9 protein-coding genes are annotated in these 15744 nt (G+C 70.9%); 2 read left to right on the top strand and 7 right to left on the bottom strand.

Annotated elements, in window-relative coordinates; genetic code table 11:
- Positions 1-21: 21 nt before the first annotated feature.
- From E0500_RS25230 to E0500_RS25220, 3 genes are read right to left on the bottom strand one after another with little or no spacing between them, the layout of a single operon-like run.
- Complete coding sequence (locus E0500_RS25230; RefSeq protein ID WP_131563738.1) at positions 22-1086, bottom strand: maleylacetate reductase; 1065 nt, start codon at positions 1084-1086, stop codon at positions 22-24.
- Positions 1086-1958, bottom strand: a complete 873-nt coding sequence (locus tag E0500_RS25225; protein WP_131563739.1) for an intradiol ring-cleavage dioxygenase — start codon at positions 1956-1958, stop codon at positions 1086-1088. The genes E0500_RS25230 and E0500_RS25225 overlap by 1 nt, the downstream gene beginning before the upstream one ends.
- A gap of 40 nt (positions 1959-1998) precedes the next feature.
- A complete protein-coding gene (locus E0500_RS25220; protein ID WP_131563740.1) occupies positions 1999-3756 on the bottom strand; it encodes an FAD-dependent monooxygenase in 1758 nt (585 codons plus the stop codon).
- A 340-nt stretch (positions 3757-4096) separates the two neighbouring features.
- On the opposite strand from E0500_RS25220, the gene E0500_RS25215 reads away from it, so the two are divergent.
- A complete protein-coding gene (locus E0500_RS25215; RefSeq protein WP_309505137.1) occupies positions 4097-5947 on the top strand; it encodes a helix-turn-helix domain-containing protein in 1851 nt (616 codons plus the stop codon).
- A gap of 341 nt (positions 5948-6288) precedes the next feature.
- Positions 6289-8787, top strand: a complete 2499-nt coding sequence (locus E0500_RS25210) for a glycosyl hydrolase family 95 catalytic domain-containing protein (RefSeq protein ID WP_131563742.1) — start codon at positions 6289-6291, stop codon at positions 8785-8787.
- A gap of 138 nt (positions 8788-8925) precedes the next feature.
- Here the strand turns inward: E0500_RS25210 and E0500_RS25205 are convergent, their stop codons facing one another.
- The 4 genes from E0500_RS25205 to E0500_RS25190 all read right to left on the bottom strand — a co-directional run bounded on the left by E0500_RS25205 (position 8926) and on the right by E0500_RS25190 (position 15501).
- Entirely contained in the window at positions 8926-12153 is a 3228-nt protein-coding gene (locus E0500_RS25205; RefSeq protein ID WP_131563743.1) for an alpha-L-rhamnosidase, read from the bottom strand.
- A gap of 402 nt (positions 12154-12555) precedes the next feature.
- Entirely contained in the window at positions 12556-13314 is a 759-nt protein-coding gene (locus tag E0500_RS25200; protein WP_258572925.1) for a polysaccharide lyase, read from the bottom strand.
- A gap of 484 nt (positions 13315-13798) precedes the next feature.
- Entirely contained in the window at positions 13799-14866 is a 1068-nt protein-coding gene (locus E0500_RS25195; RefSeq protein WP_131563745.1) for a D-2-hydroxyacid dehydrogenase, read from the bottom strand.
- Complete coding sequence (locus E0500_RS25190) at positions 14863-15501, bottom strand: RraA family protein (RefSeq protein ID WP_131563746.1); 639 nt, start codon at positions 15499-15501, stop codon at positions 14863-14865. The genes E0500_RS25195 and E0500_RS25190 overlap by 4 nt, the downstream gene beginning before the upstream one ends.
- Positions 15502-15744: the final 243 nt, after the last annotated feature.

Below are 15744 nucleotides of genomic sequence, written 5' to 3'. Positions count from 1 at the left end.
GGCCGGCCGCGGAAGCGGCGGTCACGACGGCTCCGGCGCCCGCCCCTCGTACGCCGCTCTCAGCAGGTCCAGTACGCCGTCCACGGTGACCTTGCGGGGATTGGGGTACGTCTGACCCGCCGCCTGACCCGCCGCCACCGCCAAGTCGGGCTCGGTCAGGCCGAGTTCGGCGAGGGAGCGGGGTGCGCCGAACCGGATGGAGAGGTTCCGCAGGGCGAGCGCGGGGTCCTCGGTGCCCAGGGCACGGGCCAGGGCGGCCATGGCCTCGGGGGCGGCGGACGCGTTGTGGGCCAGGACGTACGGCAGGACCACGGTGTGCGTCTCGGCGTGCGGCAGACCGAACGTACCGCCGAGGACATGGCACAGCTTGTGGTGCAGGCCCATGGTGGTGGCGCCCAGCGTGGCACCGCACAGCCAGGCCCCGTACAGGGCTCGCCCGCGCGCCTGAAGGTCCCCGGGGTCGGCCGCCAGCCCGGGAAGGGCATGGGTCATCGCCCGTGCGCCCTCCTCGGCCATCAGCGCCACCAGCGGCGAGGCGTCCGGCGCGTACAGCGCCTCGGCGGCGTGCGCCACCGCGTTGATGCCGCTCGTGACGGACAGACCCACCGGCAGCGACAGGGTGAGCTCGGGGTCGTACACCACACTGCGCGGCAGCACGGCCGGATCACGGCCCGTCCGCTTGACGCCCTGTTCGGTCAGGCCCCAGACCGGAGTCATCTCGGAGCCGGAGTACGTCGACGGCACGGCGATCAGGGGCAGTCCGGTGCGCAGTGCGATGGCCTTGCCGAGGCCGGTCGCGGAGCCGCCGCCGACCGCCACGCAGCCGTCGGCGCCCGCGGCACGCGCCACCTCGACGGCCCGGTCGGCCACCTCCACGGGCACATGCATACGGGCCTGAGCGTGCAGCCCGGCGCAGGTGTCACCGAGGGAGTCCGCCACCGCCCGTGCCGTGGCCGCGCCCCGGGGACCGCACACGACCAGCACCCGCCGCAGCCCGAGTCGGCGCGCCTCGTCCGGCACCGCGGTCACCGAGGCTCCGGGCCGGAAGACGACCCGCATCGGCCGGGCCTCGTGGACGAACTCCATTACGACCGCTCCGGGTTCAGGACGAGATCGAAGCGTGCCTGCCGGAACGGGTTCGGAACGCCGAACTCCCGTGCCAGGGACGGGTCGTCGGTCTCGTCGAAGTCCTGGACGAGGCTCTTCTTGACCGCGAACACCGCGTCCGAGTCGAGGTGGTCGCTGCCCGCCACGAAGATGTGCGTGGTGACCGGCGCATGCCCCTCGGCCGAGACGATGAAGTGGATGTGAGCGGGACGGTAGGGGTGCCGTCCGGTCGCGCGGAGCAGGTCGCCCACGGGTCCGTCGATGGGGATCGGGTACGGGCTCGGCACGCACGTACGGAACCAGAAGCGGCCCTCGGCGTCCGCCGTGAACAGCCCCCGCCCGTTGCCCGGCGGCTGGACGCCGGGCTGCTGCACGTCGTAGTAGCCCTCGGCGCTCGCCTGCCAGACGTCGAGGACGGCGCCCGGCACTGGGGTGCCGTCCGCGGACCGTACCCGGCCGCTGACCACGCACGGCTCGCCGCTGCCGACCAGGTCGATGTCGGCGCCGAGCTCCCGGACCGGTGACTCGGTCAGGTGGAACGGGCCGAGAACCGTCGACTCCGTCGCCTCTGTCCCCCCGCGGTCGGCGTTCAGCGTCTCGACGAGCATCGAGACACCCAGCACGTCCGACAGGAGAATGAACTCCTGCCGGGTGTCCGTGCAGGTCTGCCCGGTCGCCGTCAGGAAGGCGATGGCGCTCTCCCACTCCGCCATGGTGGGCTCGGTCTCGCGGACGAAGTCGTGGAGATGGCGGACGAGGGCGCCGAGCACCTCGCGCAGCCGGGGGTCGGCCGTGCCCTCCAGGCTGTCGACGACCGCCCCGGTGATGTCGCTGGTGAATGCGGTGCTCATACGGCTCCCCTGGTCCCGCGGCTCATCCCGCCCGTTCCCGTCAGGCATGTCCGAGGATCCGCCGCACCGCCCCCGTAAGCAACCGCTCCGCGTCCTCGGGGGATGCGGCCGCCGTCGCGTGCCGGAAGGCGACGTAGCCGTCCGGGCGTACGAGCAGGGCTCCCCCGTCGGACACCTCGCTGAGTCGCGCCCAGTCCCCGTACGGGTCCTCGTACTCCTGCCCGGGCCCGATGACGACGGTGGCGATCTCCGGATCCTGGGCGGCGGCCGCCCGCGCCCAGTCCCCGCCGCCGATGCCGGTGATCAGGGTGAAGCGGCCCTGTCCGACGGTGTCGAGCGTCGACAGGGTGCGCGTGCCCGAGGTGATCCAGACGTGCGGGAGTTTGGCGCCGGGGCGGGAGGTGGGCTGGTGGTACAGCTCGGGGTCGCGGTCGAAGCCGGGGTCGGGGGTACCGTCGGGGACGATCGCGGCGGACGCGTACCGCTGGTTGAGGTCGACGCCGTGTGCGTTGAACTCGTACACCTTGAACGCTATGGCCTCGCGCAGCCTCGCCCGCTGCTTCTCCGCGGCCTGCGTGTCCTCCTTGCGGGCTGCGATGTTGGCCCACAGCTGCTCGGGGGTCTGCGGGGAGAGCCCGTCGAGCGCCTCGAAGACGGGGGCCGTCTCACCGATGGACTTGTTGGCGCGGGTGACGATCTGCTTGCCGATCGGGGCTCGCTCGGCGGTGTAGGAGTCCAGCAGCTTCGGGGACGCCGTGCCGTCGAGGACGAGCCTGAGCTTCCAGGCCAGGTTGTAGGCGTCCTGGATGGAGGTGTTGGAGCCCAGGCCGTTGGACGGCGGGTGGCGGTGTGTGGCGTCCCCGGCGCAGAAGACGCGGCCGTTCGAGTACGTCTCCGCGTACATCTCATTGACGGTCCATGCCGAGGACGACTTGATGGTCACCGGGATCTCGTCGTCGCCGACGAGCCCCCGGACGACGGACTCGGCGTACTCGGAGGTCAGGTCGGGGGCGCCCGCGGTGACGTCGTACCCCCATACGATCAGCCACTCGTTCCAGGGCCGGACGCAGCGCACCAGGCCCGCGCCGATGCCGCCGACGGTGGCGCCCGGGGCGAGCACCCAGTAGAGGGTGGACGGCCGGTGGGCGGTGTACTTCGACAGGTCCGCGTCGAAGACGATGTTGATGCTGCCGGCCACGCCCATCTGGCCGCCCATCGGCAGCCCGGCGTCCTCGGCGACCTGCGAGCGGCCGCCGTCGGCGCCGATGAGGTACTTGGCGCGGATGGTGTACTCGTCGCCGCGCAGCCGGTCCTCGACGGTGACCGTCACACCGTCGGCGTCCTGGACGAAGGACTTGTACACCGTGCTGAAGCGCAGCCGCGTGCCGCGGGCGACGGCCGCGTCCATGAGCACCGGCTCCATGAGGTGCTGGGGCATGTCACACATGCGGGTGGGGCTGGCGAGCTCGTGCGCGGCCTGGACGAGCGGGTCGTTGCCCCAGGAGCGGACCCGGCCGAGTTCCTCGCCCGCGAGGCTGGTGCAGAAGGTCGTGTTGCCCATCAGGTGCTGCGGCGTGGCCTTCGCGACGACCTCCTGCTCGACGCCGAGGTCACGCAGCACTTCCATGGTGCGCTGGTTGGTGATGTGGGCCCGGGGCGTGTCGGCGAGGCTCGCGTAACGGGTGACGACGATGTTCGGTACGCCGTACGTGCTCAGGGCGAGCGCGGCGGAGGCACCCGCGGGGCCACTGCCGACGATCAGTACGTCGGTCACGACATCGGGCTCGACGGTGTGCACGGGAAACGCTCCAGGGACAGAGAACAGGCGCCGATCGTTCAAGATCATGGAGGGGGGCGCCGGAGCGTGGGTGTCTCATTTAGAGACAGTGCGGCGCTGGAGACGGCACGGTGCACACGTACCCAGTGGGTACGGGACGGTGGGCGCGCTTGTTCAAGGCGGTGCGTACGGGCGCGGACCGGGAAACCGCAGACGGTGGGTACGGGACGCGAACAGGAAACCGCCCGCGGTGGGTGCGGCGTGCGGACCGGGAAACCGCAGACGGAGCGTGTGGGGCGCGAACGGGAAACCGAAGGCGGTTGTTGCTCCTTCAACCGCGCCCGGTACGGTGAGTGTCGTTGTGACCAGCACAGAACGCTCCTCCGTCCGCCCCTCCCTCGCTTCACTGCGCAGGGCCCGCGAGCTGTTCCTGACGGGACATCAACTGCCGGACGACGTGCCGGACGACGTCGCCGCCGCGTGGAAGCGCGCCCGGTTCTTCGGCGTGCGGCACGATGTGACCGACTCGGCGCCCGAGGCGTCACGGCATCCCGCACGACCGGCCGAATCCACCCTGCTCACCGCGGCCCTGCCCGTGCTCGAACGGCTCGCCCCGGCGCTCGGCACCGGGCAGGCGGCGCTCGTACTCACCGACGAGCGGCTGCGGGTGCTGTGGGCGGCCGGCTGCGCTCCGGACGCCGCGTGCTGCCGTGACCTCTCCGAGCAGGAGGTCGGTCACAACAGCGCGGCCCTCGCGCTGCACACCCGCCGCCGCGCCGAGGTGCACGGCCCCGAGCACTTCCTCGACCTGTGGCAGGACATCTCCGCGGTCAGTGTGCCGGTGCTGGCGCCGGAGACCGGTCGGACGCTGGGCACGGTGACGGTGACCTCCGGACTCAGCGCCGAGTACATGCCGCACCCGGGGGCCCCGCTCGCCGAGGCAGCGGCGAGCGCCGTCGAGGCGGAACTCCTCGCACGGTCGCGGGCGGCGGAACGTGTGCTGCTGGACGCGTTTCTGCGGGCCACACGGGAGCAAGGACGTGCGGTCGTCGCCCTCGACGGACGCAACCGGCTCGTCAACGAGGCCGCGGGGCAACTCCTTTCACCGGAAGGACTGGAAGCCCTGGAGCGGAACACGGTCGCACTGCTGCGGGCAGCGGGCAGCGGCGCACAGCCGGAGTTCGAGGGCGACTCGGACACGGCTACGGAATCCGGAGACGAGGCAGAGACACAGGCGGCAACCGGAACCGGTCCTGCCGCCGGACCCGGAGCGGCAGCCGACTCGGCACCCTCGACCCCGTACCGCATCCGGCTCCCGGACGGCACAGACTGTTCCGCGACCGTCACCCCGGTACCGCACCTGGGCTCGGTCATCGGTGCGGTCGCCGTGCTTGAGCGGGTGGGGCGTGCGCCTGTGGCCTCGGCCGGGCGGACCGTCGTTTCGCTGGCCGGGCGGTCGGTGCCCTGGCGCCACGCGGTCGGCCGCGCGATGGAGTTGGCCCTGACCCCGGAGCCCCTGCTCCTCGTCGGCGAACGCGGCACCGGAAAGACCTCGCTCGCACGGGAGTTGGTCGCGAGGCCGTTGATCGTGGACGCGGCGGAAGGCGGGCTCCGCGGCGGGATCGGCGAACTGACGGACGGCCGTCCACTCCTCATCCGTCACATCGAGCGTCTCGCGCAGCCCGACTCGGCGGCCCTCAACTCGCTGCTCGACGCCCGTCCGGGCGCACCCCTACTCGCCACCTACACCCCCGGAGCGCCTCCGGGCCCGTGTCTCCAGCGGCTCCTGGACACCCTGGCCGCACGCTCGGTGACGCTGCCCGCGCTGCACGAACGACCGGAAGACATAAGGGAGTTGCTTCCGGCCCTGTCCCCCAGGCCTGCACCGGGACGACCCCCGCTCACCTGGACCCTGGACGCGCTGCGCGCCCTGGAGCAGTACCCGTGGCCCGGCAATGTCACCGAACTCGCCCATCTTGTACGGGCGTTGGCTGAGAACCGTCGCGCAACGGGCCCCGTCAGGCGTGCCGAGTTGCCGGACCCCGTACGTGAGGGACCCGCCACCCGGCAGCTCAGCCCGATGGAGCATGCCGAGCGCACCGCCATCCTGGAGGCCCTCCGCCGCAACGGCGGCAACAAGGCCCGCGCGGCGGCGGCCCTGGGCATCGCCCGCGCCACGCTGTACCGGAAGCTGCGGGGCTATCGGGACTGAACCCGGCGGAAGCGGCTGACGGCGGCACCCCCGCAGCACCGAGTTTGGCTCCTCCGGCGTTGATACGACTCATCCAACCTCTCCCCCCATGGCCCGAAACGACACATCCGGTCCACCGCGTCCGGGCGGGGCACAGCGCCCTGGCCCGGACAGGCAGAGCGGAGTCGACCGAGCGACCGTCCCGCCTCGGCATTTCCCAGTACAGCGACGCTCTCCGCGATCGGGGTGAGCCCCCGCACGGGAGGATGGAGCGGGCGCGCCCGGACCGGTCCGCCGTGGGAAAGTTTCGAAAGTCGCCCCCACCGTCGACAGGAGACATCCCATGAGTCGACGCTATTGCCATGGATCGCAGACATTTCCTCGCAGTGTCCACCACCGCCGGAGCGAGCGTGGCAAGCCTCGCGTCGTCCGGGGCCGCGTCGCATGCCGCCGACAGGGCGGACGCCGACTTGACGGTGCCGGAGGGTTCGTCCGGGGCCGCCGCGGAACCCGGCGAGTTCGCTCTCTGGTACCCCCGACCGGCCTCCACATGGCTGGAGGCACTGCCGATCGGCAACGGACGGCTGGGCGCCATGGTCTTCGGCGGCACCGACAGCGAACAACTCCAGTTGAACGAGGACACGGTTTGGGCGGGCGGGCCGTACGAGCCTGCCAACCCGAGCGCACTGGCCGCTCTCCCCGAGATCCGCAGACTGGTGTTCGCCGGTGAGTGGGCCGCCGCGCAGTCCCTGATCGACTCGGACTTCCTCGGCATCCCCAAGGGCGAGTTGATGTACCAGACGGTCGGCAACCTGCGTCTGGCCTTCGCCGCCGAAGGCGAGGTCCACGACTACCGGCGCACGCTCGACCTCGACTCCGCCGTCACGTCCGTCCGCTGCACACAGGGCGGGGTGACGTACCGCCGGGAGGCCTTCGCCAGCCATCCCGACCAGGTGATTGTCATGCACCTGTCTTCGGATGCGCCGGGGGCCGTCTCCTTCACCGCGGCCTTCGACAGCCCACAGACCGTGACCGCGTCATCGCCCGACCGGATCACCGTCGCGATCGACGGAACGTCACAGACCCGTGAGGGCATCACGGGGCAGGTACGGTTCCGGGCCATGGCCCGTGCCCGGGCCGACGGCGGAACGGTCAGCAGCGAGAACGGGACCCTCACGGTCACCGGTGCCGACTCCGTCACCCTGCTGGTCTCCATCGGCACCAGCTACACGGACTACCGGAACCCGACCGGCGACCACGCCCACCGCGCCGCCGCTCCGCTCAACGCCGCCTCGGACGTCCCGTACGCGCGGCTCCGGAAACGCCATGTCGCCGACTACCAGCGCCTGTTCCGGCTGGTGGAACTCGACCTCGGCACGACCGACGCGGCGGCGCTGCCCACCGACGAACGCGTCGCGAACTTCGCCTCCGCCGCCGATCCCCACCTGGTCGCCCTGCACTTCCAGTACGGGCGCTATCTGCTGATCTCCTCGTCACGGCCCGGGACCCAGCCCGCCAACCTCCAGGGCATCTGGAACGAGTCGCTCAGCCCGCCCTGGGACTCGAAGTACACGATCAACATCAACACGGAGATGAACTACTGGCCGGCCGCCCTCACCAACCTCCTGGAGTGCTGGGAACCGGTCTTCGAGATGCTCGCGGATCTGTCGGTCACCGGGGCGCGAACCGCCGAGGTGCAGTACGGGGCGGGCGGCTGGGTCACCCACCACAACACCGACGCCTGGCGCGGCACGGCGCCGGTGGACGGGGCGTTCTGGGGCATGTGGCAGACCGGCGGAGCCTGGCTGTCGACCGGTATCTGGGAGCACTATCTCTTCACGGGTGACAAGGAGGCTCTGCGCCGGCGCTATCCGGTGCTCCGGGGCGCCGTGAGGTTCTTCCTCGACACCCTCGTCACCGATCCGGCGAGCGGACACCTCGTCACCTGTCCCGCGGTCTCGCCGGAGAACGCCCACCACACGGACGTGTCCGTCTGCGCCGGGCCGACCATGGACAACCAGATCCTGCGTGATCTTCTCGACGGCTTCGTCAAGGCGTCCGAACTGCTGGGCGAGGACGGAGACACGGACGGAGACGCGGCCGGAGAGGGACACGGAGACCGGCAAGGCGGCATGCGCGCCGAGGCGCGGGCCGCGCGCGGGAAGCTGCCGCCCATGAAGATCGGCGCCCAGGGCCAGTTGCAGGAGTGGCAGGAGGACTGGGACGCGATCGCTCCCGAGCAGAACCATCGGCATGTCTCCCATCTGTACGGTCTGCACCCCAGCAACCAGATCACCAGGCGCGGCACCCCCGAACTGTTCGCCGCGGCGCTCAAGACGCTGGAGCAGCGTGGTGACGCGGGCACCGGCTGGTCCCTCGCCTGGAAGATCAACTTCTGGGCGCGGCTGGAGGACGGCGCACGCTCCTACAAGCTGCTGACCGACCTGCTCACCCCCGAGCGCACCGCGCCGAACCTCTTCGATCTGCATCCGCCCTTCCAGATCGACGGCAACTTCGGGGCGACGGCGGGGGTTTCGGAGTGGCTGCTCCAGTCCCACGCGGGTGAGCTGCATCTGTTGCCCGCGCTGCCTCCAACGCTGCCGGACGGCCGCGTACGCGGTCTGCTGGCGCGCGGTGGCTTCGAAGTGGACCTGGAGTGGGGCGGGGGCGCCTTGCTGACCGGCAGTCTGCGGTCCCGCTCCGGCAACCGGGCGGTCGTGCGGTCCGCGACCGACCTGAAGGTGACCGCCCACGGCCACCCCGTCGGGATACGGCGCCCGGAGCCGGGGCTGATCGTGTTCGGTACGGAGGCCGGGACGACGTACCGCCTGAGCACCGCCCGCTCGGCACATCCTGAGTGACCCGGCGTGATGTGACTGCTTGCGGTCGACTCCGGCGACACCGTCGCCCCAGGGCCCGGCAACGGCCCGGGGCGACGGCGGTGAGCACGAAGGGGTGCTCGGAGGGGTGCTCGGGAGAACTGCTCGTACATTCCGCGGTCACACGGTGAAGCGGTGGCTTCCCGAGTCGACCTCGAACACCGCGCAGCCGTCCTCCGCGCGCACGAACGTCCCCCGTGTGTGCTTGACGCGCTCGGGGTCGTCCGTGGGAATCCACACCTCGGCGCTGGTGTTGGGCGGCACGACACAGGACAGCACGAAGCGTCCGGACCGCTGCTGCCACCGGGTGGACACCGGACCGTAGAGGGAGGCGAACGTGGCGTTGGCGGAGGTGACGTCGCCGCCCGGGCGGGGGTGGATGACGATCCGTCGGTAGCCCGCCCGGGCCGGGGCGAGACCGGCGATGTTGGTGTACATCCACTCGCCCACCGAGCCGTAGGCGTAGTGGTTGAAGGAGTTCATCGCCGGGCTCTGGAAGCCGCCGTCCGGCTGTATGGAGTCCCAGCGCTCCCACATGGTGGTCGCTCCCCGGTCGATCTGGTAGCCCCAGCTGGGGAAGGTGCGCTGGTGCAGCAGCCGGTAGGCGACATCGGTGTGACCGGTGTCGGTGAGGACGGGCAGCAGCCTCGGGGTGCCGAGGAAGCCGGTCGACAGGTGCCAGTCCTTCGCCTCGATGAGGGCGACGAGGCGGTCGGCTGCCGCCTTGCGCAGCTCGTCCGGCAGCAGATCCATGGACAGCGCGAGTACGTAGGCCGTCTGTGTGTCGCCCTTCACCCTGCCGTCGGACGCGACGTAAGCCGTCCGGAACGCCGTGCGTATGCGTGCCCGGAGGTCGGCGTAGGGCGCGGGATCCTCGCCCAACTCTGTTGCGATGCGTACGGCGAGCTCGGCGCTGTGCGCGAAGTAGGCGGTCGCGATCACGTCCTTGGGTGTCTCGTCCGACACGTTGAGCCAGTCGCCGTAGCCGGCGGCCGGCCGCAGCAGCCCGTCGCTGTTCTTCTCCAGGTAGCTCAGCCAGGCCCGGACGGACGGCCAGGCGTCGTTGAGCACCTGTCGGTCGCCGTACGACTGGTACAGGGCCCAGGGGACCGTGACACCCGCGTCCCCCCAGCCCGCCGCGCCGCTGCCGAGGGGGCCGACGGTGGGCGCCACGTCGGTGAACGCGCCGTCCGGGGTCTGCGCGTCACGGAGATCGACCAGCCACTTACTGAGGAAGCGGGCCGACTCCATCGTGTACACGGCGGTGGGCGCGAAGACGTTGATGTCGCCCGTCCAGCCGAGCCGTTCGTCGCGGGCCGGGGTGTCCGTCGGGACGGAGAGGAAGTTGCCGCGCTGCCCCCAGACGATGTTGCTGTGCAACTGGTTGAGCATCGGTACGTCGGTCTCGAACTCGAACGTGAACGGCGCGGAGGTGTGCATGACCCGCCCGGTCACGGACCCCGCCGACGGCTTCCCGGGGAACCCCGTCACTTCGACGTAGCGGAACCCGTGGAAGGTGAAACGCGGCTCGTAGATCTCCTCACCGCCCCCCTTGAGGATGTACGTGTCCGTAGCGGCGGCCGACCGGAGGTTCGCGGTGTAGACCGTTCCGTCGGGATTGAGGACCTCCGCGTGCCGCAACCGCACCGTGGTTCCGGCGTCGCCCGATACGCGCAGCCGTACCGACCCGACCATGTTCCGGCCCAGGTCGACGACGAAGACGCCCGGCTCGGGCTCGGTGACCTCCTGGGCACGGAGCTCCTGCGCTATACGCACAGGACCGTCGACCTGCGCGACGATCTTCTCCGGGACATCGTTGTCAGCGCCGCGCACCGCGAGCCAGGACCGGTCGTCGAAGCCGGGCGAGGTCCACCCGGCCGTCTCCTTCCGCGCGTCATAGGTCTCGCCCGACAACAGGTCGGCGGAGACGATCGGTCCCGCCGTGGCCCGCCACCGGGGCCCCGACGTGATGCGTTCACTCGTCCCGTCGGCGTACTCGACCTCCAACTGGACCAGGAGCGCCGGGCGTTCGCCGTACTGGTGCGGACCGAAACTGGCGATGTTGCCCGCGTACCAGCCGGGGGCCAGGAAGACGCCGAACGCGTTGACGCCCGGGCGGACGGAGCCGGTGACGTCGTAGGTCTGGTACTGCACACGCTTGCGGTAGTCGGTCCAGCCCGGGGCGAGTCGATCGCGTCCCACGCGCCGGCCGTTGAGGTGCGCCTCGTACACGCCGAGCGCCGTGGCGTAGAGACGGGCGCGGCTCACCTTCTTGCTCGGCAGGCGGAACTCGTGGCGCAGTTGGTGCGCGGCGAACGAGACCGGTACGACTCGGCCCCACGGCCCCGCTCCCCATGCGGCGGCCACCTTCGCCGCCTGCCAGGCGCTGTCGTCGAAGTCCGGTGCGCGCCAGTTGCCGGCCGGTTCCTGGTTCGCGGCCTTCCAGGTGGCGTCGGTGTGGATCCTCTGCTCGCCGGAGGACGTGGTCAGGGCCAGCACGCAGATCAGTCCGGCGGGCCCGGCCGTGGCGTTGGCCGCGGAGACCGCCAGGGTGTTCCGGCCGGAACGTACCTGGTCGAGGACGTCGATGACGGCCGGGCGACGCCAGCCCTCGTTGTCCGTGTCCAGGTCGGTGTGTGCCAGCTCGGTGCCGTTGAGGGAGACGGCGTAGACGTTGTCCGCGCTGATGACCAGCGTGGCCGCGGTGATGCCGTCGGGAAGGCCGACGGTACGGCGGAACCATCGGGTGGCCGCCGGAGCGCTGCTCGCCGGGTCGCCCTCCGGGTACCAGATCCACGAGCTGCCCTCCAGGGACGGGACGTCCGTGAGGGCCGCCGGAGCGGAGATCCACTCCGCCGACCACTGCGACTCGTCCACCAGGCCGGTCTCCCACCACGACGGCGCACTCCACTCCGAGACACCGCCGTCGGCATCCCACACCCGCACCGCCCAGAAGTAGCGCGTACGGGGCTGGAGTCGGGGACCGTCGTACGGGACGAGGACGGACTCACCCGAGACGACCTTGCCGCTGTCCCACACGTCCGGGTGGGACAGACCGGCGGCGCTGGAGGCGACACGCACCTGGTAGGCGCTCTGCCGCTGCCCCGGTCTGGCCGATGCCAGCGGCCAGCTCAGCCGCGGACGGGCCGCGTCGAGGCCCAGCGGTCGCTGCACGTACTCGACGGTCGGTGAGGCGACCCGTAAAGCACTCTTTCCGGCAGGCCCTGCGGCAGGCTCTGCGGACTGTCCTGCGGCAGGCGTGGGTGCGGCCACGGCCGGGCCGGTTCCGGCGGCCACAGCGCCCACCGTGGCTGCGGTGCCCGCGAGAATGTTCCTTCTACTGATCACAGCGGCCCCTGAGGTAGGTAGAAGTTGAATCGATTCATCGCGGTGAACGTAGGGGCCTATGGGGCGCGCGTCAATGACACGCGCAGGTTCTTCTCGGCCATGGTCGACAGCCGCCTTCCCCGGCTGGCCTGGTCGGCGCGGACAGCTCGCGGTGCGGGGAAGCGGCGGTCGTACGGGCCGGCATGACGCCGACAGAAGCAGGTCAATACCGCGGCCCGGCGGCGGGCCGCCACCCCTCGTGGTCCCGAAGGCGAATCCGGTGGCGGCCAGAGGTGCGGCGCAGCCGGCGTCGCCCCATGCCGCTCAACGACCAGCACGAGGCCCCTGACAAGCTTCCGGGCGGGGCTTCCTGCCTGGCGGGGAGGCAGGAAGCCCCGCCCGGCCGGCCGAACCGCCCTCGCGTCACCAGTTCGCGGGTTCGGCCAGGCTGTACGAGTTCGCGATGCGTGCCTGGTCATGGAAGACGGAGAGCTCCCAAGGGCCGTCAGGCAGGCTGTCACGCCAGCCGGTGCAGTAGATGCCGGACGACCAGCGGACCGTGTTCGATGTCTTGGGCAGCACGGGGACTCCGGTCCTGCTGTACTTCTTCACGCCGTTGACCCAGATCTCGAAGGCGCCGTCGGTCCCGCTGAACTTCAGGCGCGTGACGATCCGGATCCAAGTGCCGCGCAGATTGGTCACCTTGGCGACGTTCGCGCTTATGCCGCCGGATCCGCCGATGCGCAGCTCGTCGTTCTGGATGAACATCAGCTCCCACGGCCCCTCGGGATCTTCGGGGGACCACTGTTGGAAGGTGACGTTCTGGTCGTGGAACTGCCAGTTGGGGGCAATGTAGATGGCCTGGCCGTAGTAACGGTCCTGGCCTACGGCCTGGGTCGAGTCCTGCACAGTCTCGGAGTGGTAACCGCCGCCCTCGTTGATGTAGGTCTGCTTGGCCTCAATGGCGTTGCCACCCTTGTAGGCGGGGGTGGTGACGTTGCGTATGACGCCTTGCTTCTGGGGCTTCTGCGGGTAGTTGGACCACCCTTGGACGGTGCCCTCGTTCTGGAAGTAGACCCCGGCGGGCAAGGCCCGGGCCACCGCGTCGCCCGGCGAGCCTGCCTCTGCGGAGCCACCGGTCAGGGAGAGACCGGCGATCAGAGCGCCGGTGAGGCAGAACATGCGGATTCTTCTTCGGGCCCATTTCCTCGACATCCGATCAATCCTCCATGGGAAGCCTGGACGCAGGTCTGAACCTTTCGAAAGCTACCGCTCAAGCGATGACGCGTCCACATCAACTAAAGAGAGATCCGATGTTAAGAGGCTCCGGCACGATGAAGCGCGGCCCGGTCGAGGAACGGATCTGCCGGAACTGCCCTGGCTGCTGCATTCCTGCGGCACAGCCACACCCGGCCACCACCGAAACAGAGTCGACCGAAACCTGGCCGCCATGGGCCGCGAGTCGACTCAGGCCCGATGAACCACCTGCGCCGCCCAGCACGTGATGCCCACGACTGGTTGGTGACGCCGTTGAACACAATCGTGGCCCCGGCTTCGGCCGGCGGACAGGCAAGCCCAATGCCGCGGCTCGATCCGGCGACCGGGGCCACCCGGCCGGTGTGATCGAAAGCGGAAGTCACCTGCACCTGCGTGGTGGCCTTCCTGATCAGTAGAACTCGACGGTGTTCACACGGTTGAGGAGGTCGTGCCCGTCGAGGAGCCGCGTGGCGTTCGCTGCGAAGAGTTCGGCGATACGGCGGTCCTCGCCCGGATCCAGCGCGGCCGTGTGCGGGCTCACCAGGACCCGGTCGTGATCCCACAGAGGGCTGTGGGCCGGCAGCGGTTCGGTCTCGAAGACGTCCAGTACGGCCAGACCGACACGCCCTGCGTCGAGGGCGTCGACCAAGGCGGACTCGTCGACAACCGTTCCACGGCCCACGTTGACGAGAGTGGCGCCGGGCCGTAGGGCGTCGAAGAAGCGCTTGCCGAGCAGGTGCTCGGTGGTGGCCGTGCCGGGGAGCGTGTTCACGACGGCGTCGAGGAGGGGGGCCGCCACGACGATGCGGTCGGGGTGGATCACGGCGGAGACTCCGGGCACGGTGATGTCCCGTCTGCTCGTGCCGATCACCTTCGCGCCCAGCGCGTGCAGCGCCGCGGCGACGACCCGGCCGATTCCTCCGAGGCCCAGCACGAGGACGGTCTGCTGGTTCACCTGCCCCATCGGCCAACGGCCGCTCCACTCTCGGTCGCGCTGCTGCCGGGTGAGACGGGGCAGGTCCTTGGCCCCCGCGAGCACGCCGAAGACGGCGAACTCTGCGAGCGGACGTCCGTGCACGCCGGCCGAGGTGGTGAACACGACCCGGTCGAGTTCCTCGTCACTCAGTCCGGCGGCCTTGACCTGGCCTCCTCCGCCCGCGGCCATCGTGTGCACCCAGCGCAGCCGCGGGTTGGCCCGCACCGCCCGGGTCAGGGCCTTCGGGTCCACGTCGGGAATGCCGTACAGGGCGTCGGCCGAGTCGAGCGCCTCCTCATAGGCGCGCTGCTGCGCGGGGTTACGCCGCCAGGCCGGGTCCCCCGCGAAGTCGGCGGGCCAGCGCATGGGCGGAAGCAGAGAGGGGTCCACGACGAGGTCGATGCGCGGTTCCAACTCCTGGAGGCGGGCGCGGTTCTCGTCGGAGAGCGGGGCGGCCACCGCGACACGGAGGCGGCCGGACTCGCGGATCCGGTCGTTCATCGGGCCGCCGCGTTGCGCAGTGCCTCGGCCTCGGCGTCCAGCGCGGCCTCGCGGGCGACGATCTCCTCGACCGAGGTGAGCGCCTCCTGGGCGCGGTGGGGCGGGATGACGATGACGCCGTCGCCGTCGGCGGCGACGATGTCACCGGGGTTCACCACGACACCGCCGATGGCCACCGGTTCGCCGATGGCGCCCGGCCCGTTCTTGAAGGGGCCCGCTGGGGTGAGCCCGCGGGCGAAGACCGGAACGCCGAGTTCTGCGATGATCGCGGCGTCGCGTACGTACCCGTCGACGACCGCGCCGACGGCCCCGTACGCGGCGAAGCGCTGGGCGAGGTTGTCGCCGATGACGGCGCGTCCGTCGTAGCCGAAGGCGTTGATGACGACGATGTCACCGGGGCGGATGTGCTCCAGCGCGGCGATCACCGCCTTGTTGTCGCCCGCCACGGTCATGACCGGAAGCGCGGTGCCGACGGCCTTGGCCCCGTGCCAGATGGGCGCGATGCCGCCGTCGACGATGTTGAGGCGATCCAGCGCATCACCGAGGTTGGCCACGGAGTGGCGGCGGAACCGGTCGAGCACCTGCCCGTCGGCGCGTTCCCACGCGCCGGTCACGCGCACGTTGTCCTGGGTCATCGCAGGCTCCTTCGATTGCTGTGGTTGGGGGGAGCGGGGGCACGGCGGACAGCGCCCGCGCCGCGCGCACCCCCGACGTCCGCGGGTGGCCGGGTTTCCCCGCGTCCTCGGCCTTCTCTTGCTGGGCCGCAGGCTCGGGCCCGGCCGGGTGTTCGGCCTCCGCCCGGTCCGCCGGCCCCGGCGACCGCCGGTGGCCGCCCGGCACCGCGACGGTGCGTCCGTGTCCGTTGGATGCTCCGATCG

Source organism: Streptomyces sp. KM273126 (assembly GCF_004337435.2).
In the GTDB taxonomy this organism is placed as follows: domain Bacteria; phylum Actinomycetota; class Actinomycetes; order Streptomycetales; family Streptomycetaceae; genus Streptomyces; species Streptomyces acidicola.
The sequence above is the reverse complement of the archived record's forward strand: the minus strand, read 5'-3'. Positions and strand labels throughout refer to the sequence as shown.

What these genes read in the sequence shown, in the direction of transcription:
- E0500_RS25225 (WP_131563739.1), bottom strand. Translation starts at nt 1,958, where the DNA reads ATGAGCACCGCATTCACCAGCGACATCACCGGGGCGGTCGTCGACAGC.
- E0500_RS25200 (WP_258572925.1), bottom strand. Translation starts at nt 13,314, where the DNA reads ATGTTCTGCCTCACCGGCGCTCTGATCGCCGGTCTCTCCCTGACCGGT.
- E0500_RS25210 (WP_131563742.1), top strand. Translation starts at nt 6,289, where the DNA reads ATGGATCGCAGACATTTCCTCGCAGTGTCCACCACCGCCGGAGCGAGC.
- E0500_RS25190 (WP_131563746.1), bottom strand. Translation starts at nt 15,501, where the DNA reads ATGACCCAGGACAACGTGCGCGTGACCGGCGCGTGGGAACGCGCCGAC.
- E0500_RS25195 (WP_131563745.1), bottom strand. Translation starts at nt 14,866, where the DNA reads ATGAACGACCGGATCCGCGAGTCCGGCCGCCTCCGTGTCGCGGTGGCC.
- E0500_RS25230 (WP_131563738.1), bottom strand. Translation starts at nt 1,086, where the DNA reads ATGGAGTTCGTCCACGAGGCCCGGCCGATGCGGGTCGTCTTCCGGCCC.